Source organism: Microbulbifer sp. SE14, from assembly GCF_059834885.1.
Genome location: NZ_JCBAJA010000017.1, coordinates 18,011 through 37,765, shown reverse-complemented (window position 1 = coordinate 37,765; position 19,755 = coordinate 18,011). Strand labels below are relative to the sequence as shown.

Genomic DNA, 19,755 nt, shown 5'->3' with positions numbered 1-19,755 from the left:
TCCTTGCTGAGGCGTAAATCAGTCGTCGGTGGATGCAAAGTCAAAGGTGAGAATCAGCCGCCGTTGACCGGGCTCGACAGCCGGGGAGCGGTGCACAAGACCTGCACCTTCATTGCCTTCCCACAATTCACCCTTGAGCAGCGCCACATCGCCGCCTGCCAGCGCTTGAACGGGCTGTGTCGGAGGAAACAGGCCGCTTTCCGCATCGCTCAGTCCGCCGCTGCCGGCACCCAGCTTGCTGCGATCCACGCTGTGGTGTGGAAGCCATTCGGTGCCTGCGCCCACATAGGTCGTGACCAGCCGGCAGGGTACCCGGTCGACGTGAAATCTCGGGCACATGCTGTCGGTCAGCGCGGTCAGGCGCAGGCCGATACCACTGAGGTCGAACAGGCAACTGAACATGTCAGCCAGCAGCTCGATATCCGCTTGCAGGTGCGGATAGTCGGCGAGGCCGGGCAACAGCCCGGAGAGCTTGTCGGCTTTGGCGGTTGGCACTACCAGGCGGTGGCTGGTTATGCCTTTCTGGTCGAGAAATGCCCGGCATTCAGCGATGAGCGCCGGGCTCGCGCCCCGCTGCCATACCGCCATATTGATGTCGTCCCGGTATATGTCGGCGAGGATTTCCGGCGTGCGGCCAGATACTGGCCGGCGGATGCCGGGCGCGACAACCGGAAGTCGCGTACGGTGTGGTACATCTTCGCGCGGGGCCGGCTCGGCTGTGCTGATCGGCTCAGTGGGCTCACCGGGAATTTTTCGGGCGGCATTGAAGTGGCTCAAGGTTTCCTCCGCAGGCGGGTGACCTGCTGATCAATTTTATAGCAACGATATAACATATCATAATGGCGGTGTCGGATGAGGGCAACCACTGGGTGTGAAGCTAAGCTGCACCTGCCTGCGGGAGGCTGTCGGCAAGTACCGAGCCTGCTCAGACAGCGGTGTTCGACGGGGAGCCGCTGATTTCGCTGATCGGCGATACCGCGGCGGCGTGTGGGTGGTACAAACAGGAGATCGCTTGACTTTGGGGGCTGGCAGCAGGAATGCCGCGCGTGAGTCCAGGGGCCCCCCCCAGCACTGGCCGCCTGAATTGCCATTAGTTCACCCAGGCGCACTCGGCCTCCATGCCGGTATCGTTTTGACGCGCAAAACCACATATTACTTTTTAGCTTAATAAATTTATGATATATCGCATCATGAAACTCAGGTTGCTCAAACCGCTATCGGATAACGGCGGACTCAATGCGCTTTGAAAGTTCAAACAGCTCTGACACAGCAACCAATTAAGGCAGAAGAAGATGTCCAAAGTAAGATTCAATGCGCTGCTAACCGCCAGCATGACAGTCGTATCCTATGTAAGCATCCCTGCATTTGCTCAGGAGCAAAGTGTTTCCAGTCAGGGAAAAGGCTCTGATTCTATCGCCAAAGTCGAGCCGATGGAGGAGGTTGTCGTCATTGGCAGCAACATCCGTGGTATTGCATCCGGCGGCTCCTCTCCGGTGGTTGTCTTCGACAAAGCAGCAATCGAAAACACCGGCGCGGCGACGATACAGCAGTTCTTTGAAAAGCTACCGCAAAACTTTGGCGGTGGTGCCAACGGTGCCAACGTCGGGAACTTGGGCGTGGATCGCGATACCGGGAACAATTTCGGTCAGGGAACATCCATCAACCTGCGCGGGCTCGGCACCGGAACCACCTTGACGCTGATCAACGGGCATCGAGTGTCGTCATCGAACCGCTATCAGTATGTCGACGTGTCGCTGATACCGATGAGCGCCGTGGAGCGCGTGGAGATACTGACCGATGGCGCCTCCGCCATTTACGGAGCTGATGCCATCGGTGGTGTTGTCAATATCGTCATGCGACGGGATTTCACCGGGTATGAGACCAGGCTGCGCTATGGAACCGTCACCACGGGTGGAATGAACGAATATCAGGTATCGCAGGCTGCGGGCTGGTCGTGGAATGATGGCCACGCCCTGGTCAACTATGAATACCTTGAGCAAGACAACCTGTCCGCGCTGGACAAGGATTTCTCCAGCGACGTTGCATACAGCCCTTACGATTTGTATCCGGGTTCGAAACGGCACAGTCTCTATGTCGACGGCCTTCAGCAGGTCAACGACATATTGGCTGTTAACCTGACCGGCTCCTACGCCAAGCGCGAAATGGATACGAATATTGCAAGTCAATGGGATATCACCAACCTGTTCCCGGAAACTCAGCAGTATGATTTATTCGCCGGGCTTACACTGGACTTGCCTCAGCAGTGGCAGGCCCGCTTAAACGCCGGCTACGGAAAAAACGAAGTCAGGTACAAACGCACCGCCATCGAGGACGGTGTGGCAGAGACAGCGCCGCCAACGGATACAAACTCGACGATTGCCTATGTAGACCTGATCGCGGATGGCGACTTGTTCACACTCCCCGCCGGCGCAGTGCGTGCCGCCGTCGGCACCAGCTTTCGGCGTGACGAATACGACCTCATCGACTATCGCGGTTTAGAGGATCCATACAGTCCGAGCAGAGACATTACTGCCGCCTTTAGTGAGTTGAACATCCCACTGCTGAACGATCGCCCAGGCGCGCATAACTTGTCCCTAACCATAGCAGCGCGCTACGACGACTACAGTGATTTCGGCTCCACCGCCAATCCGAAGTACGGCCTGTTATGGGAAGTAACGGAAGGGCTGGCGTTCCGGGCGAGCTACGGACGATCATTCCGGGCACCCGTGTTTACAGATATGAAGACGAATAACGGTGCATATGTCTTCAGCTTGCCTAACCCGAATGCTCCGGGCGGTAGAACTACCACAATGATGCTCTCCAATGGCAATCCCGATCTTGGCCCCGAGCGCGCAGAGACCTGGACGGGTGGCTTTACCTTTGCGCCGCAATCGATTTCAGGTCTCACGATTCAAGCCAACTACTATCGGATCGATTACTCCGATCGGATTGATGTCGGCTACGTGGGCAGCCTTGGAAATCTCTTTGCCGAGTCCACCGATCCATATGCTTCTATTCTGACATCCAACCCGACGCCGCAGGAAATAGAGAACGCGAGACAGCTGGGGCTCTCCGGTACCGCATTTCGGATTATCCGGGGCGGGCCGTATGCGGTTCCTGAGGGCCAGGACGAGTACGACACTGAGGTTATTCTCGACAATCGCGTCCGCAACAATGCGGCAACCTCGCAACGGGGTATCGACCTTGACGCCTTGTACAACATCAACGTGGGTGAGAGCCGCATCGACCTGAGCCTTGCAGCCAGGTACGTCATCGATTCCACCCGCCAACTGACCAGTGCTTCCCCCGAGGCCGACGCGCTGAACATCGTGTATTTGCCGGTCGATCTTGAGATGCGCGCTGGTGCGACCCTCAATCGGAACAAGCTGGCGGGCGGCGTGTTCTTGAACTTTGTGGATAGCTATCGCGACCCGTCAAACTCAGACGACCCCAAAGTGGATTCCTGGACGACCGTGGACTTGAACCTTCAATACAACTTTGTGGGAGAGACAAGCCTCGCCTTGAATGTACAAAATGTTTTCGATGAAGATCCACCCTTCGTCGAAAATGCCCGGGGCACGGGCTACGATCCCACCAATGCCACCGCCCTGGGGCGCTTTGTTTCCCTGTCCATGACCTACAAATGGTAAGCCGACGATCATGGCTCGAACAAAAGCTCAGTTCCCGCATGTATCCGGAGGTCGAACTTGACCCAAACGCTCGGTGTAGCCGCATCGCAGCTAAAGCTCATGTGGCGCGAGCGGCGCTTGCTCTGGCTCGCCCTCGCAGTCTTGCTGCTTGCCGGAGCGTCGGTCGCTACAAGCGCAGCTCGCTTGGCTGCCCAGGCGCAAGAGCGACGCGCCGTCGCTGAGGAAGAAGCGCGGCTCTGGGGTAGCCAGGGCGTTATCGATCCGCACGACGCCGCTCATGTGGGTCGCGCCGTGCCCGCACCGGTGCGACCGTTGGCGGCCTTCGACCCGGGGCTGACTGACTTTGTCGGCTCGTCGGTGTTCATCGAGGGCCATGCACAGAACCCGGCTCGTCACAGGCCGATCGAGGGGGGGGCCGCCCTCAGCCGCTTTGCTGGCTTCTCGGCGGCCTGGACTCTGCAGGTCATCGCGCCTCTACTAATCATTCTCGCCGGCTTCGCCACCATGTCCGGCGAAGTCGCGCGGGCACGGCTTCGCCAGGAACTTGGCGCCGGGGCCTCGGCCATAGCGCTGGTTGTGGGACGGTTGCTTGCTTTGGCGGCGGCGGCGGGATTGCTGGCGCTCGCCATGATCGGCGTAAGCCTGCCGGCGATACTTCTGCAAGGCGCGGGTGGGATGGAAATTGCTGGACTCGCCGCCATCGGCGGCGCCTATGCGCTTTACCTGCTCGTGTTCTGCGCTCTCACCCTGGCCGTCTCGGGCCTGTTCGCTTCGGCGCGGACAGCCCTGGTCATCCTGCTCGGTTTCTGGGCGGTATCCACCTTGCTTGTGCCGCGCGTCGCGCCTGCAGTGGCTGAGACGCTGGAGCCTACGCCCTCAGCCGCCGCATTCAGATCGGCGGTCACAGAGGAGGCGGCGCAGGGCGTCGATGTTCACGATTCGACGGACGAGGGGGTGAAGGCGTTCAAGGCCGAGCTTTTGGCGCGCTATAAGGTAAGCAATGTCGAAGACCTTCCGATCAGCTTCCGGGGTGCCTCGTATGAATATGGCGAGAAGCTCTCCACGGACCTATACAACCGACATTTCAATCAGCTCTACGATATTTACCGCCGGCAGGAGGTCGTGCAACGCGTATTCGCCATCTTCTCACCGACCATCTCCCTGCAAGCCTGGTCGCGCGCCTTTGCCTGCACTGACTTCGGCGCCCACCTCAACTATCTACGCGGGGTCGAGGACTATCGCTACCGGCTGATCCAGACACTGAACGCAGAGATTAAGGAGCATAAACCGCCGCCCGGCGAGCGCTACCACCTCGCCGATATTGCAACCATTACGCGTGATGTCGCCTATACACCAAGCCGGCAGCGGCTGGGAGATGTAGCGGCGGCGCAGGTACCCAACCTCGCGATCCTGCTGGTCTGGGTCTCAATCGCCACCGGCTTGGCTGGTGTTTCGGCGCTACGTCTGGGACAGCGCTCATGAGCAACTTCGTCGCCATCGCGGGCTATGAGGTCCGCCGTCTTGTTCGCGACCGCGGCCTGTTAGTGCTGCTGATCCTGCTGTTGGGGTTTAGCGGCTATGCGGCATGGAATGGCGCCGATTGGGTCCAAAAGCGCGAGGCGGCCATTGAATTGATCAAGGCGGAAGAGCAGGAGCGGTTAACGTTCGGGCGCGGGTTTGTCGAGACGCAGCTGGTCATTCCGGGATCGCTGGCCGTGCTGCCTCCCAGAGTCATGGCCCCGGTATCGCTCGGTCAGGCTGATGCATATCCTTTTAACGCCGAAGTCTTTGCGCTGGGTGACTACACGATGCTTTTCAAACGCGCGTGGGCGGATATCGACAGTCCCGCCGTGCGCGCTGCCGGCCGCTTCGACTTGGCCTTTGTTGTCGTCTTTCTGTTGCCACTGGTCATCCTCGCCGCCACCTATGATCTGTGGTCACGCGAGCGCGAACGCGGCGTTGCCGCCATGGTCTTGTCGCAGCCAGTCGCCATCGGGCCGCTGATTGCCGTAAAGGCGCTGCCCCGGGGGTTGATGGTACTGCTCCCTTCCACAGCTATCATCCTGGCTGTAGCCATCTGGGCAGGCGCACGAGATCCACTCGGCCTCGCCGCACTCGCACTGGCGGTATTGGTCTACGGGGCCTTTTGGCTTGCCGTGGCAGTGTTGATCAACCTCGTTACCCGTCGCTCAACGGAAGCGGCGATTGCTGCCGGCGCCACCTGGCTGTTAGTCGTGGTTATGGCGCCGTCATTGACATTGGCGGCCGTCGACTTGGTCGCGCCGGCACCTTCGGAAATGCGCTTCGCCACCGACCTGAAGGCCCGAAAGGCCGCGATTACCGAGCGTCAGCGCCTCTATCGCGAAGCCAATCCGACGCTGGTTCGAACATCGACACCCAGGATTCCCGATCGCTTGCGCGATCTCTATGCCGATCGAGTCGCTCTCGACAACGAAATTGCACCGATGATCACGGCGCATCAGCAAGCGAAGGACGCGCGGCGTCATGTGCTCGACACGGTGCGGCTCTTCCTGCCCCCGGTTGCGGTGCAGGATGCGCTCGACCGCATCGCCGGATCGGACGCCGATCGCGCGCTTGCCTTCGAGAGTCAGGCGCGTGCGACTCAGCTCGAACTCCGGCGATTGTATAAGAACCACCTGGATCGCGATGCTCTGCTCACTCTGGCCGAATACGACAATGCACCAGGATTTCAATTCCGCGAAACGGGCGGTTCCTTCCAGGCGGATGTGCTGGCGGATCTCGCGGCCTTGCTCATTGCCAATTTCCTGATCCTGATCGCTGCCCGGGCCCTGCGTGGCCAGGTGGCGACGCCATAGGAGACTTCCGCATGTTATCTGCAAAGGCCCTGACCAAAGATCACGGCTTGCATCGCGCGCTCGACAACGTCAACTTCACCGTGGGGCAGGGGGAGATTTACTGCCTGCTCGGGGCCAATGGCGCTGGCAAGTCAACAACCATCAAATTGTTCCTTGGCTTTATGAAGCCGACTTCGGGCTGTGCCGAGGTGGACGGTTTTGATCCCCAGCAAGAACCGCAAGCCGTGCGGAATCGATTGCTTTATATCCCCGAGACCATCGCCCTCTATGACGAGTTGACCGGCTTGGAGAATCTCGACTATTTCGCCCGGCTTGCCGGAGTGCGGGATCGCACTTCCGCGCGTTTACGCGAGTCCCTGGCACAAGCCGGTCTTGCGCCCGCCGCTTTTGATCGACGGGTCGGGCACTATTCCAAGGGGATGCGCCAGAAGGTTGGCATAGCGCTCGCGATCATCAAGGAGGCCAAGGCCCTGCTGCTCGACGAGCCCACGTCCGGTCTTGATCCCAAGGCGTCGGCCGAATTCCACGAACTGCTCATGCGCCAACGGGACCGGGGTGCAGCGATTCTGATGGCGACCCACGACCTCTTCCGCGCGCGGGAGGTGGCCACCACCATTGGCCTCATGCAGGCCGGCCGGCTGCGCCGAACCCTGGACGCCTCGAAGATCACGGCGAGCGATCTGGAGAGTATTTACCTGGAGGAGATGGGCAGGTGGACTTAGCCGGTCAGGATTTCGAAGTTCTCCTTAGAGCCCGACCATCTTCTTAACCACGCCTCGACATTGAGTTGGGGACCGAAAAGTCCAAGCACTTGTGACGAATTGTCCAGGTTCACGCTTCGTATGCCGGCATCGGCGGCGGCACTGTCTATGAATCCCTGTTTTGCCAGGATGCCATCGACCAGCATATTTCTTATAAAGTCACGGTGGTGTCGAGTGACTGCGGCCGCGTGATCATCAAGGTAACATTTGACCTTTCGAGACAGGATTCGCTCTGGAAGTAATCCCGCAAAGGCGCGCCGGGCAATCGTTCTATCCTCGGCATCGGCCACGAGCATGTGAAGGGGCATGCGAGCGAACAACTCGACAACAGGCTGGGCGTTGATAGGCGAGACACCATGCCAGTTACCAGCGCCTTCGAAGGGATCCAGAATATTGGTGGGAAAAACCATTCGGCTTATGTGAGTCAGTTTGTTCGGGGAGAGGACATGACCGTGTGCCAGCCCGTGTCGCATCCACGCGGGTTGGAATTCGGTTTGGTCGGCGCCAACGCGAAGCCATTCGCAAGGGCTTCCCCACCTTTTATTTACGGAGAGTGGCTTCTTGAGTACGCCATGACGAATTGCATCCTTCATGACACCATAAAATGAATCACCCGACTGAGCGGTCTCGAGCGCGACGCGCAACAACTCCAGTTTAATTCCATGGCGCCATGCGTAGTCGATCGCGCTGCCATTACCCTTGAAGCGAAGAAATACCGCATCGCCGCCGACTCCCGTGAACCGGGTCGACACCCCACTCAATGCACTACCTGAGCCCACATCGCGATGAAGAAGGTGGCCGGAACAGTACAAGAGCCGGGCCGTCCGTGGAAAATCCAGTATTTCTTCCAGAGCGCAGTGAGGTCTTCGCTCATACTCAATAAGTTCACAGGTTCTGCCTGAGGACTGGCAAGCTCCTGCAACTGCCATTCTTGCATATTCCCTTTCATCCGCTCCGATGCCGGAATCGTAGTGATGGATGCATTCCACCTCAGGCTTCGTGGGGGCGTGCAGCAAGCCTGCCAGAACGATCGACGAATCAAGTCCACCAGACAGCTTCAACTGAATGTGTGTATGCTGGCTTGCCAATGCACCGATGCAGCCAAGCAGGGTTGTCCGTGCCAACCGGACAGCTTCGTTCAAGTCAGTTATGGGTTCCTCGGCGGCGGATTGCACCAGATCCCAATGACACTGTCGAGCCGTGGGCATTCCGTTCTCAATAGTCACCGCCTCCGCAACTTCCAGGGCTGTGATTTCTTTGAAGCCGGTTTGGCTGTTATCCCGAAAAGGATGGATAAGTGAACTGGCGAGGTAGGTCCAGTTGATGGAAAACCGCCTCAATTGCAGCTTCAAACAGTCTTCCATGCTGGAGAAGAATACTGTCACCCGTTCCGCAACCGTCATGTGGCAGGGTATTTCCCCGCTTGGGTCTCTCATAACGAACCAGTTTTTCGTTCTCGGGTTGCGGCCAAATGCGACGTATCTGCCCCAGTAGTCTTGCACGAGGGTGCGGCCCTGGCTGTTACAAACGGCATCGGTAGAAGCGGTGCTGAACACAGCTCGTTCAGGAATTTCGTCGGCGCCGAATTTTTTGGTGAATACCTTGCCAAAAATGACGAGCGAATCCGATTGGCAACATTCAAAAACGCCTTGATCGTCGCTTTGATAGTAGATGGCAGCTCCCGCTGTTCTTACAGTGCATATCATCCCCGGGATTTTTGCTTCTATTTTTTCCGTAACATGCCTGGCCTGTTCCAATGATGGGCCCGAGGAGCTGTTCCAGAAGATGGCTAAATAGCGATACATGAGATCTATGCCTTCAGATAACCAGGATCGGGACCATCCGGCGCAAGTTGAATGGAATATCGGTCAAAGCCTGATCCCCATGCTGCAACCAGCAGTGAGCTGCGAACGGCTGCGCTCGCACGGCGAATATCCAAGTCGGGTGGATACCGTATTTCGATAAGAATTCGTTGAGCGCCCAGCAGTATAAAAAACACTCATTCGTTTTCTTGAAGGCAAGTGGTCGAAGCCAGTCGAAAACACGGACCAACGACCCAAGAGCTTCGGTGTCGACCCGTCGCTCCTGTGCAGCCTGTTTCCTTTTCTGCACCATCGAGACTATATGCCTGAAAGGTAAAAGTTTTTTACTGAAGAGTGCGTAACCTACTGAGATTGAGAATCTGTAAAAGTCATTCGCTGTGATCTTGGGGCGCCCTCGGGGCTGACCATCTCGCAGCCAGGCTACGGGCATTTGAATTGTCGAAGGTGTGGCGGATTTCCCCCGCTTCGGGTCCTTGGTAATCAGGTTGCGGTCAAGCAGGGACTGAAGTAGTGTGGGCGAATTGTGATTTTTTGATCTTAGCGGCCAATCCACTACAAAGGGTGAGAGGCTCGCCGCTTGCTCTTTAGCTATCGAGAGGTATTTTCCATTCGCCTCATCCAGTAAAAACATTGTGTCGCTGGCGACACATATATGTGCTTGCCTCGAAAGAAAGTAGGGAGGTGTCACCGTAGACCCCATCTGGACCTCGTTATTTTTTTGAAAGGCGAGCGGTGCCTTTTTTGAGGGCATCGCTCGCCAGTACGTCTTTAACGTGAAAGGGAGTCTGGAGATGTGGATGGAAAGGTATCGTCCATTTTACTGCCGTGATCATGTGCTTTGGTTTCCGAAACCACCAAGCCTAACTCCCTGAGTTCGTGATCCTGCAAAGCGTCGGAGTCTTGCGCTTTGAATTCTGTGTTTAATACGCCTAACTCAATCATTTCGTTCATAATATTTCCTTTATACTCGGTTTATTTGCGAGGTGCATTCGGCACTCATACACCGAGTGCCGATATAAACTTACGGATAACCGGTCAGGATGTCGAATAATGATTTGAAATAATGGTTCGATATGATATATCATTTTGTTTTGGTCGAAAGGAAATGGATTAATATCAGGCAGCCTGCAGGAAGGTGTAGATAGATGAATGCTGAAAAAGACGGCGGTACCAATCCGACCTTGGTGTTAAAAGGAATATTTCCGCTACCAAGATTCATTCGATTTATAAGGGAGCGATGTCCGCCCAGAAGTTTTGACGACCCTGATCTAGTGGCTGAATGGCGGGAGGCGCGCGCCGCGGCACTACAAGTCATAAGCGATGAAGTGGGTGTTGCCGATAATATCAGTGTGCGCGAGCTTTCGGAGGAAATGAAACCACTGGCCGAACAAGTGCTGAGGCAACCCTCGATGCACAGGATGATCTCCTTGGTGCCGCGGCGTTGGTGCATGGTGGAGATCGATCGTCTGGTCGTTTTTCAGGAGTCCATCAACCTTCGTCACGTCGATCAGATCAAGGCCTCCCTCTCGCCTAATCCAAGTGCGCGGGATATTATAGATCTCGTTTCTCGTGGCGGTGCTCACGCAAATCCAGCGGTTCGTTGTACGCAATCCGATGGCGGTTACATGTTTACATCGGCGTCCAATGATCTGCGTTTCCTGGATGTTGTAACAGTCGAACCGGACACGATTCAAAACTTCAATCCGATCGGCTCGGCAACCCATGCGATTGTGATGTATGTTGGATTTAGCGACAACGTGATCAGCGCCACTCGGTCGGGTAATCGAATCATCTTGACCAATGGCTCACACCGCGTTTATGCGTTGCGTGAGTTAGGCTTCCGATATGTGCCCTGTCTATTGGTTGACGCTTCGGACGGGGATGTCTCAGACTTCTTGCTACCTGCGGCTGTTAAACAGGATCGACAGTTTTATCTCGACTCGCCGCGACCGCCGTTATTCAAGGATTATGTCGATGATCGTCTGACGCGGATCGTGCCAGTTATTCGCAAGACTTCTATTCTTAAAGCCAAGTTGGATTTGCAAAAGTCGTCAGTGCCCTCGTTGTAGCGACGGCAGTGCTCAGGTCAACAGAAGCCTCCCGTGCTCCAATTTCAGTAGTCGGTCTCCCAAGTTGAAATACCTGTCATCATGGGAGATCACCAAGACGGTTTTTCCTTCAGATTTCAGTTCAGGTAACAGCTCCCGATAAAATACCTCTTTGAAGGTGGGGTCCTGGTCTGCGGCCCACTCATCAAATACCAGGAAAGGCCGGTCTTCCAGGCGAGCAACCGCAAGAGCCAGTCGCTTGCGTTGCCCCTGAGAAAGAGACTGAGTGGAAAACGCGCCACCGCTGACCTTGACCCTGTTTTGTAGTTGCAACCGGTGGAGCAATCTGTTGCCAGCTTCGTCGAGATCTGAGCGGTGCAGCTCCATCAGGCGCTCAAATAAATGGAAGTCAGAGAAAACGGCGGAGAACAACTGTCGGTAATTGTCGCGGTTAGAGTCATCTATTGGCACGCCATTAAGGGACACATTTCCCGACTCCGGTGCATAGAGCCCCGTCACCAGCTTTGCCAACGTCGTTTTGCCGCTGCCATTACCGCCTACCAGAAAGGTAATCGTTCCCGGATGAAACTCCAGATTGATAGGGCCGAGCTCGAACATTTCATCACTTTGCTCATGATAGTAGCGGTGGACCACTGCCGTCAGTTTTACAGAATTGAATGAACGGTCTGGGAGAATCAAGGTTTGCACTGGCAAGTCTTTAGGCATATCTCTGACAATCTCTTCAATTCGACCAGCGGCCACTCCGGAAACCTTGGCGCGGGGAATGGCACTTAGTAGACCCTCCAGTGGCCCCATCATGAAAAAAAATACCAGCGCGAACCCTGTCATCACCTGAGTGCGATTGGGGATATCTTCCGCGAGTACAAAGAGTACCAATCCAATGAAGGCATAGATCAGAAAATTCCCCCACCTGGAGGAAACCATAAAAATCGAAGCACCCGCTGTACGATTTTTGCGAACTTCCTCAATTGATTGACCTAATAGCTCTTCGCGAAACATCTGGCGCTTGCGTTCATTGAGGCGCAATTCCTTTGCTCCGTCAGTTAGGGCGCGGAAGTAACCAAATAGCCGATCTTGTTCGCGAGAGGCTTTTTTTAAAAATTCCATCGCCTTTAACTGCGCCAGATAATGTCCAAGAGATCCCAACCCAATCATGACAATTGCAGCGAGAAATATTTGCCATGACAGGAGGAGCATGTAGATCATGCACCCAATCACGACCACCGAGTTGTTTAATAGAGAGGGAAGGGTGACGAAAAACTGAACGACGCTTGCGCAGTGCTCGCTTAATGCGGAATGTACTTTCGCACTTCCTATTACCTCCAGTTGCCGCAGTTCAGCTGCCAAAACCCTGCCGGAGATGTACCGCCTTAGCTCCGCCATGGCATGTTGAGCCAGACGTTCGAATAGTGCGGACGATAAAGTCCGGCCGAGCATCAGCACTACGATTAGCCCAAAAAAACTCCAGATCAGAGCAGCAGAATGGTTTTCTGCTGTTAGTGCAATATTGATTCTGGAGATCATCAGTACGCCGCAGATGCCAGAAACTACGCTGGCGACAGAGGCGGCTATCAGTAACAGGCGAGACTGTCGAATAAGATAAGCTAGCACGATGTCCTCGCGGCAGGTGAGAGTACAAAGTTTGAACGCATGAGTCGCCCGAGCAGTTTTGCGGTTTTTTCAATTTGTAGCGGTGCAATTTTTAGACTGTATGGAATAGCTAACACCGTTGATCCGCGTTGCCGATCGGGAGCGCCGATAGGGGTGCAGGCCGCCTTCGGGATTATCGCGGGGTGCTGCAAGCGCCGCACGATCTCTGCTTAATCCCCCGCCAGCGCCACTACCGGGTCCAGCCGTGCTGCCTGTCGGGCGGGCATCAAGCCGAATACGACGCCGATGATCGCCGCGCAGATGACTGCACCCAGTAAGGCGCCCAGGGATGGCGCCACTGGAACATCCGCCAGGGCCAGAACAGCGATAATTACCAGGCTCAAAGTCGCACCAATTGTGCCGCCGAGCAGTGATACCAGCGCCGCCTCTGTGATGAACTGGCGAAGGATATCCCGCTGGCGGGCGCCGGTGGCCATACGGATCCCGATTTCCCGAACTCGCTCGCGTACTGTTATCAGCATCACGTTCATCACGCCAATCCCGCCAACCAGGAGCGAAATAGCGGCGATCAGGGCGAGCATCAAAGTCATGCTGTTACGGGTGGCCAATACCGCCTGTTGTCGGGCGGCAGCGTTGTTCAGCCAGAAATCATCTCTGCCATGGCGCTCAATTAACAGAGCTTCCACTTTCTCTTCGGCTTGCTGTACCTGATCGCTGCTGATAGCTTCCACTACGAGATAGCTTTCGTTCCGCTGAGCAGGGAATACCCGCACCATTCCGGTTCGGCGTGGCACGTACAGGCGTTCATCGTGATTGCTGTATCCGGATTCAGCGCCTTTCTCACTCATCACACCGATGATTTCGTAAGGTGCCTCTTCTATCAGGATTTTCTGCCCCAAAGGGTCGGTACGGTTGGGGAAAAAGTGCTGGTAAGCCAGATGTCCCAGCACAACCACGGGAGCTACGTTGCGGTTTTCCTCGTAGCTGTAGAAGCGGCCTTGTGCCACCGGCCAGCGGTTTATCTCCGGCATCACTTCACTGGTGGCGAGAATCTCATAGTTGCGGCTGAATGCACCATAGCGCACCAGGGCGAACTCGCGCAGAATGGGCATGACCCGATGCACCTCCGGTATTTGCGCTATGGTGGCTATATCCTCTTCGGTGATTACCCCGCGAGGCCCCCCGGTTTTAGGGGTGGTGGAACCCACCTGGAGCAGGTTGGGTCCCATGGCATTTAACTGCGTCATCACTTCGCGCTTGGTGCCTTCGCCCACCGCCAGCATGACTACCACCGAAGCCACACCGATAATAATGCCTAACAGGGTTAGTAGAGTGCGGGCACGGTTGATCCGCAAAACCCGCCAGGCAGCGCGGCAGGCATCGCGAAGTTCTTCCCTGAGTTGCGCACCGCGTTGGTCGTGAGTTGGCCGCGGCGAGTTGTCGTCACCTCGTATCCCCCTGGTAGTTTCTGTATTACCACTCATACATTCGCGCAAGTCACGCCTGTCGCCAACAATTCGCCCATCCTGAATTTCAATGACTCGCTGCGACCTGGCAGCGAGTTTATGGTCGTGGGTAATCAGGATGACGGTGTGGCCCTTGGCTGCGAGATTGGTCAGCAGATCCATCACTTCGTCGCCGGTCTCACTGTCCAATGCACCGGTGGGCTCATCGGCGAGAATTACCTTGCCGCCGTTAATCAGTGCGCGGGCGATCGATACGCGCTGCTGCTGGCCACCGGAAAGCTGGCATGGGCGATTGTCCAGGCGATCCCCCAATCCCAAGCGTTGCAACAGTTCAGTAGCCCGTGCCTGGCGGGAGGCTTCGTTCATACCGGCGTAGATAGCGGGCACTTCAACGTTCTCGCGGGCGCTCTCGGTGGGAATCAAGTGATAGGCCTGGAAAACGAAGCCAAACTCCTCACGCCGCAACGCTGCGAGCTGATCTCTGCCCAGAGTGGCGACATCTTCGCAATTAAAAAGGTACTGGCCAGAGGAGGGGGCATCCAGGCAACCAAGGATATGCATCAGGGTGGATTTACCTGATCCCGAAGTACCGACGATGGCGACAAACTCGCCGGTGTCAATCTCCAGATCGATCCCATGCAACACTTCTACTCGTGGGGCACCGTCCTGACCGCCGTAATGTTTACTGATGTCCCGCAGGCAGATCAGCGGCATCACCAGCTATCCCTGCGGCGGGCATATTCCCGCGTGCTGACCACCAGAGGTTCGCCCGGTTGCAGGCCGTTCAGCACTTCCGCGCGAAGGCGGTCGCGGCGGCCTACGATAACCTGGCGCTGTTCGGTGAGGCCATTGGGCAATAGCACTTGTGCAAAGTAGAGGTCGCTGTCAGGTGACTCCGGTAACAGAGCCGCTAGCGGCGCCACCAACACTTTAGTGGCTGCGGTGACAACAAAATCCGCTTCAGTGGTCATACCCGGCATCAGTGCGCCGTCGCTGTTGTCTACATCAAACAGCACAGCGTAGGTAACGGCATGGAGTTGGGCATTGTCTACAGCGGCCTTGGGGGGCGTCGGCAGTATCTGGTCAACCTGGCTGTGCCAAATTCGTCCAGTATTACCCAGCGTATTGAAGTGCACCGGCATGCCGAGGCGAATACGATGGATATCCGCTTCGGAAACACGGGCCCGAATGCGCATCGTGGAGAGGTCTGCAATTTGCATTAAGGTGGGCGTTTGGTAATTGGCATTGAGTGTCTGCCCCTCTTTCACTTCAATGGTCATTACTGTACCAGCCATGGGCGCATAGATACGGCTATAGCTGAGCCTCGCTTCATCGGCTTTGAGTTGCGACTGAGTTTGCTGGATGCTGGCTTGTAGTTGTTTCACCCGGGCCCGGGCCACGGCGAGATTGGCCTGGGCAGTCTGCACTTCTTCCTCCGGCGTGGCGTCATTGCCGAATAACTTTAGCTGGCGGCTCTGTTTTTGTTCAGCCAGCGTCACCTCGGCCTGGCGCTCCTGGAATTGCGCCTTGAGCATAGCCAGCTCGGCTCGTCCGGCATCGACTACCGCCGCCAGTACACGGGCATCAATTTCTGCCAGAAGCTGTCCTTTGTCCACATGGTCACCGGGCTCCACGTGAATACGAGTAATCTGCCCGGAAACCTGTACGCCCACATCCACCGAGTTCCGGGGTTCCGCCGTGCCAATGGCAGCAACCACCGCCTTGATATTGCCAGTGTCCAGGGGCTCGGTTTTATAGACGGTAATTGGGCGGCTGCTCCACCACCAGAAGGTACCAGCACCCGTCGCGAGTACGAGAAAGAAAAATAGCCCAAACCGCTGTTTGTTGCTGTTGATCATAGGCCAATCAGAAGTTGCTATTGGGAGCAAAGCGGGTGTTTATCGACGCGCCGGGGATTCGGAGCGCGGGCATTTTGCTTCTGCATGGCGGTGCCTTCCCTGTGAGTTATTGGGCTTTTCCTCTGAGACCGGAATCCTCCCGGAGGGGGGGCGCGGATGGCTGTCCTTTGTAAAGATACGATATAACATCCCCGTTCAGTTAATTGCAACACCGTTACGCAGATGGGGGGAATCGATGGCGCAAAATCATGGATATTGAGAACGCCGCCACAGTTGCCCCTGGTGAAGCTGCCAGTGTTCCGGAAGCTGTTACCGTCTCGGCGAGCTACGAAGCCGGCACAATTGTGCAATCTCTTGATCTGAGCGTGGGCCCCGGCGAGGTCTATGTGTTACCGGGCCAACGGTGCTGGCAGGACCGCCACTGTCAGCCTGTTTCTGGGCTTTGTGGCGCCGCGTTCCGGGCGGCTGCGGGGCGTTTCGATTTCGCCTTCGTGCTGATCTACCTGGCCCCGCTGTTTGCCATCGCGCTGCTGCACGACCTGGTTTCGGCAGGGCGCCAGTCGGGGCGGTTACGTCTGTTGTTGTCGATGCCCCGGCGGCGGCGTGTCGTATTGCGCTACGGCCTGCTTGCCGGTGGATTTCCTCAGCACCCTGGATATCACCGGCGGCAATTCCGGCTCTCCGACGATGAACGGCCGTGGCGAACTGGTGGGACTGGTGTTCGACGGTACCCACGACAGCATCAACACCGACTGGGACTTCACCGACAGCACCTGCGCCATCCATGTGGATGTGGGTTATATGCTGTGGGTGATGGAGCATGTGGACGGCGCCGGATACCTGGTACGGGAGATGGAGTTGTAGTTCCCGGGCCCGGGACCACGGAGCTGTTTTAGAGGGCGCTGAAGGCTCCAGCTCCGCCCCTGGGAACGCCGAGCTCCGGCTGCTCACTCCTCGTAGGGATAAACCCCCTCCACCCGCATGCTGTAAGCCGCCGTGCCCAGCTCGCTGTCCCTGCGCAGGGTGCGCAGCTCCCCCTCCGCGTAAAAGGGGTCGTACAGGGCCTCCACCTGCATCCCCTTGGGGAAACTGGCGTGGATCACCTGGTTCGGCGGCGGTGGCGGAAGGTGGATGCAGGCACCGAAGTAGGGCACCAGCAGGAAGCTGGTGATGGTCTGCTCTTCATCGAATTCAAGTGGTACCACGAATCCGGGAATGCGTATCCGCTGGCGGTCGAACTCCGGCTTGACACGGGTGGAGGTCAGCGCCCGCTGGTAGCGGCTCTCCGTTTCAACTTGTTCGCCATCGCCTTGTTTGGCCGCGGCGACGGCCTGGTCCAGTGCCGCGGAAAGCCGGTCTTCCATCGATCCCTCGGCGATGCCCTCCAGGTAGTCCGGCGGGTTGAGCAGCGCATCGAGATCGTCCTGGGGAATCAGCTCCGCCCACTCCACCTCCCGGTAGACGGCGTCCGCCGGCACAGGCGGGCTTTCGGCGGCTGTCGGCTGCGGAAGATCGGCCGCTTCCTCCCGTTCGCCGCAGGCGCTTGCGAGGGTGGCCGCGATCAATAGCGGGATTAATCTCAACGGAAACTGAGGCATGGCAGCGGAGGTTTGTCACAATTTAGATGTGATATATCATTTTGTCTTTCCACAGGCAAACCCGAATGAGGTGCCCGATGAACGCCCCAGCCGCGCAACCGGCGGATGCCGTCACGGTGGAACAGTTGCGTTTCTCCTACCGCGGCGGTCCGCCGGTGCTGGATATTCCCCGCTGGTCCGTGCCCGCCGGCGGACAGGTGTTTCTGCGCGGCCCCTCCGGTTGCGGCAAGTCCACGCTGTTGAACCTGCTCGCCGGCATCCTGGTGGCCCCGGCCGGGCGCCTGGAACTCCTGGGCCAGCCGCTGGCCGCCCTCGGCGGCCGCGGGCGGGATCGCTTTCGCGCGCGGCATATCGGCGTGGTGTTCCAGCAGTTCAACCTGATTCCCTACCTGAGCGTGCTGGACAATGTCCGCCTCGCCGCGCATTTCGGCAATTCCGTCGGCGACCTGCGCGGTCGCGCGCGGAACCTGATGGCGCAGTTGCGGCTGGGCGAAGGTATTCTGTCCCGGCGGGCGGCGGAGCTCAGTGTGGGCCAGCAACAGCGGGTGGCTATAGCCCGCGCACTGATCAACAAGCCGCAGTTGCTGCTGGTGGACGAGCCCACCTCCGCGCTGGACACGGAGGCTCGCGATGCCTTCGTGCAGCTGCTGATGCGGAGCTGCGAGCGGGAAAAACGCACCCTGGTTTTCGTCAGCCACGACAGCGCCCTGGCGGGGTACTTCCCGCTGGTTGCGGATATGCGCGAGCTGAACCGCGCCTGGGAAAGGCTGCGCCCGGTGGACGTGTCGCGGGGGGCGGCGGCTGATGTTTATTAGGCTCGCCTGGCACAGCCTGATGCACCGCAGGGGGAGCGTGCTGCTGGCGATTTTCTCGGTGGCCGTGAGCCTGTTCGTGCTGCTCGGGGTGGAGCAGGTGCGCAGCCACGCCAAGGGCAGCTTCAGCCGCACCGTGTCCGGGGTGGACCTGGTCGTGGGCGCACGCACCGGGCAGTTGAACCTGCTGCTCTACAGCGTGTTTCGCATCGGCAGTCCCAGCAACAATATTTCCTGGGTGAGCTACCGGGAGATAGCGCGGCAGCCGCGGGTGGCCTGGACCATTCCCATCTCCCTCGGTGATTCCCATCGGGGCTACCGGGTGGTGGGCACCTCGCAGGATTTTTTCCGCCACTATCGATACGGGCGGGACAGGCCGCTGGAGTTCTCCCGTGGCCGGGCGTTTGCGGATATCCACGATGTGGTGCTGGGTGCGGAGGTGGCGCAGCAGCTCGGCTACCGGACCGGCGATTCCCTGGTACTGGCCCACGGCCTGGGAAGCACCAGCTTCAGCCTGCACGACGAGTATCCGTTTACCGTCACCGGAATACTCGGGCCCACCGGCACGCCGGCGGATCGCGCGCTCTACGTCAGCCTGGAGGGCGTGGAGGCGATACACCGGGCCGGGGCGGAAGGCGGTGATCTCACTCCCGAGAGTATCACCGCCTTTATGCTGGGGCTGGATTCCCGTGTGGCCACTTTCCAGGTCCAGCGCCGGATCAACGAATACCGCGGGGAGCCGCTGCTGGCGATACTGCCCGGCGTGGCCCTGTCGGAACTGTGGCAGATGCTGGGCGCGGTGGAAAAACTGCTGTTGCTGATCTCGGCGCTGGTGGTGCTGGCATCGCTGCTGGGGCTGTGTATCCTGCTGCTAGCGGCCATGCGCGAGCGCCGCCGGGAAATCGCCCTGTTGCGCGCCATAGGCGCGGGCCCGCTGTTCCTGTTTCTGCTGGTCCAGGCGGAGGCGCTGCTGGTACTGCTGCTGGGTGCCGCCGTCGCCGTTGTGGGCCTGGCTGCGGGCCTGTGGTTTGCGGAGCCGCTGCTGGCGGAGCGCTACGGGATTTATTTGAGTGGTTTGGCGGCGGGCGGAGAGACGATGGCGCTGGTAGGGACGATACTCGTCGGCACCTTCGCTCTCGCGACAATTCCGGCGCTGGGGGCCTGCCGCCAGTCGCTGGGTGGCAGTTTGCAGGTTTGAATGGACCGCTTCAGGGCCTGGTCTCCAGCTCGATGCCGAACTCTCGGCGTATCGAGCGGCGCATAGAAGGG

15 protein-coding genes and 1 pseudogene are annotated in these 19,755 nt (G+C 57.9%); 8 read left to right on the top strand and 8 right to left on the bottom strand.

Features of this window, described 5'->3' with window-relative positions:
- Nucleotides 1-18: 18 nt before the first annotated feature.
- Complete coding sequence (locus tag AC6R19_RS13150) at nt 19-777, bottom strand: DUF1826 domain-containing protein (RefSeq protein ID WP_500580282.1); 759 nt, start codon at nt 775-777, stop codon at nt 19-21.
- Between the two features lie 515 nt (nt 778-1,292).
- Between AC6R19_RS13150 and AC6R19_RS13145 the strand changes: the two genes are divergently transcribed.
- The 4 genes from AC6R19_RS13145 to AC6R19_RS13130 are packed head-to-tail and all read left to right on the top strand — an operon-like array spanning nt 1,293 to nt 7,209.
- Nucleotides 1,293-3,650, top strand: a complete 2,358-nt coding sequence (locus tag AC6R19_RS13145; protein WP_500580280.1) for a TonB-dependent receptor plug domain-containing protein — start codon at nt 1,293-1,295, stop codon at nt 3,648-3,650.
- 57 nt (nt 3,651-3,707) lie between these two features.
- Nucleotides 3,708-5,132, top strand: a complete 1,425-nt coding sequence (locus AC6R19_RS13140; protein WP_500580279.1) for a DUF3526 domain-containing protein — start codon at nt 3,708-3,710, stop codon at nt 5,130-5,132.
- Nucleotides 5,129-6,487, top strand: a complete 1,359-nt coding sequence (locus AC6R19_RS13135; protein ID WP_500580278.1) for an ABC transporter permease subunit — start codon at nt 5,129-5,131, stop codon at nt 6,485-6,487. The genes AC6R19_RS13140 and AC6R19_RS13135 overlap by 4 nt, the downstream gene beginning before the upstream one ends.
- An 11-nt stretch (nt 6,488-6,498) precedes the next feature.
- Nucleotides 6,499-7,209: an ABC transporter ATP-binding protein gene (locus AC6R19_RS13130; RefSeq protein WP_500580277.1), complete on the top strand. Its 711-nt coding sequence runs from the start codon at nt 6,499-6,501 to the stop codon at nt 7,207-7,209.
- Here AC6R19_RS13130 and AC6R19_RS13125 read toward each other — a convergent pair.
- From AC6R19_RS13125 to AC6R19_RS13115, 3 genes are all read right to left on the bottom strand, one after another.
- A complete protein-coding gene (locus AC6R19_RS13125) occupies nt 7,206-9,053 on the bottom strand; it encodes an asparagine synthase-related protein (protein ID WP_500580275.1) in 1,848 nt (615 codons plus the stop codon). The two genes, AC6R19_RS13130 and AC6R19_RS13125, sit on opposite strands and share 4 nt — an antisense overlap.
- 13 nt (nt 9,054-9,066) lie before the next feature.
- Nucleotides 9,067-9,702, bottom strand: a complete 636-nt coding sequence (locus AC6R19_RS13120) for a lasso peptide biosynthesis B2 protein (RefSeq protein ID WP_500580274.1) — start codon at nt 9,700-9,702, stop codon at nt 9,067-9,069.
- A 137-nt stretch (nt 9,703-9,839) separates the two neighbouring features.
- Nucleotides 9,840-10,022 (bottom strand): hypothetical protein, encoded by a 183-nt coding sequence (locus AC6R19_RS13115; RefSeq protein WP_500580273.1) that lies wholly within the window; start codon nt 10,020-10,022, stop codon nt 9,840-9,842.
- Between the two features lie 194 nt (nt 10,023-10,216).
- On the opposite strand from AC6R19_RS13115, the gene AC6R19_RS13110 reads away from it, so the two are divergent.
- Nucleotides 10,217-11,140 (top strand): ParB N-terminal domain-containing protein, encoded by a 924-nt coding sequence (locus tag AC6R19_RS13110; RefSeq protein WP_500580272.1) that lies wholly within the window; start codon nt 10,217-10,219, stop codon nt 11,138-11,140.
- Nucleotides 11,141-11,152: 12 nt separating this feature from the next.
- Here AC6R19_RS13110 and AC6R19_RS13105 read toward each other — a convergent pair whose 3' ends face one another.
- The 3 genes from AC6R19_RS13105 to AC6R19_RS13095 all read right to left on the bottom strand — a co-directional run bounded on the left by AC6R19_RS13105 (nt 11,153) and on the right by AC6R19_RS13095 (nt 16,076).
- A complete protein-coding gene (locus tag AC6R19_RS13105; RefSeq protein ID WP_500580271.1) occupies nt 11,153-12,751 on the bottom strand; it encodes a cyclic peptide export ABC transporter in 1,599 nt (532 codons plus the stop codon).
- Between the two features lie 209 nt (nt 12,752-12,960).
- Nucleotides 12,961-14,931, bottom strand: a complete 1,971-nt coding sequence (locus tag AC6R19_RS13100; RefSeq protein ID WP_500580355.1) for an ABC transporter permease — start codon at nt 14,929-14,931, stop codon at nt 12,961-12,963.
- A complete protein-coding gene (locus AC6R19_RS13095) occupies nt 14,931-16,076 on the bottom strand; it encodes an efflux RND transporter periplasmic adaptor subunit (protein ID WP_500580270.1) in 1,146 nt (381 codons plus the stop codon). Before AC6R19_RS13095 ends, AC6R19_RS13100 begins: the two co-directional genes overlap by 1 nt.
- A gap of 627 nt (nt 16,077-16,703) precedes the next feature.
- Here AC6R19_RS13095 and AC6R19_RS13090 point away from each other — a divergent pair.
- Nucleotides 16,704-16,940, top strand: a pseudogene (locus tag AC6R19_RS13090) (S46 family peptidase); the annotation flags it as partial.
- A gap of 83 nt (nt 16,941-17,023) precedes the next feature.
- On the opposite strand, the gene AC6R19_RS13085 reads toward AC6R19_RS13090, so the two are convergent.
- Nucleotides 17,024-17,659, bottom strand: coding sequence for a DUF3299 domain-containing protein (locus tag AC6R19_RS13085; RefSeq protein WP_500580269.1), 636 nt, complete (start codon nt 17,657-17,659; stop codon nt 17,024-17,026).
- Between the two features lie 92 nt (nt 17,660-17,751).
- On the opposite strand from AC6R19_RS13085, the gene AC6R19_RS13080 reads away from it, so the two are divergent.
- Together AC6R19_RS13080 and AC6R19_RS13075 are read left to right on the top strand one after the other, a co-directional pair.
- Nucleotides 17,752-18,489, top strand: a complete 738-nt coding sequence (locus AC6R19_RS13080; protein WP_500580268.1) for an ABC transporter ATP-binding protein — start codon at nt 17,752-17,754, stop codon at nt 18,487-18,489.
- Nucleotides 18,479-19,684 (top strand): ABC transporter permease, encoded by a 1,206-nt coding sequence (locus AC6R19_RS13075; protein WP_500580266.1) that lies wholly within the window; start codon nt 18,479-18,481, stop codon nt 19,682-19,684. The genes AC6R19_RS13080 and AC6R19_RS13075 overlap by 11 nt, the downstream gene beginning before the upstream one ends.
- Nucleotides 19,685-19,755 lie beyond the last annotated feature (71 nt).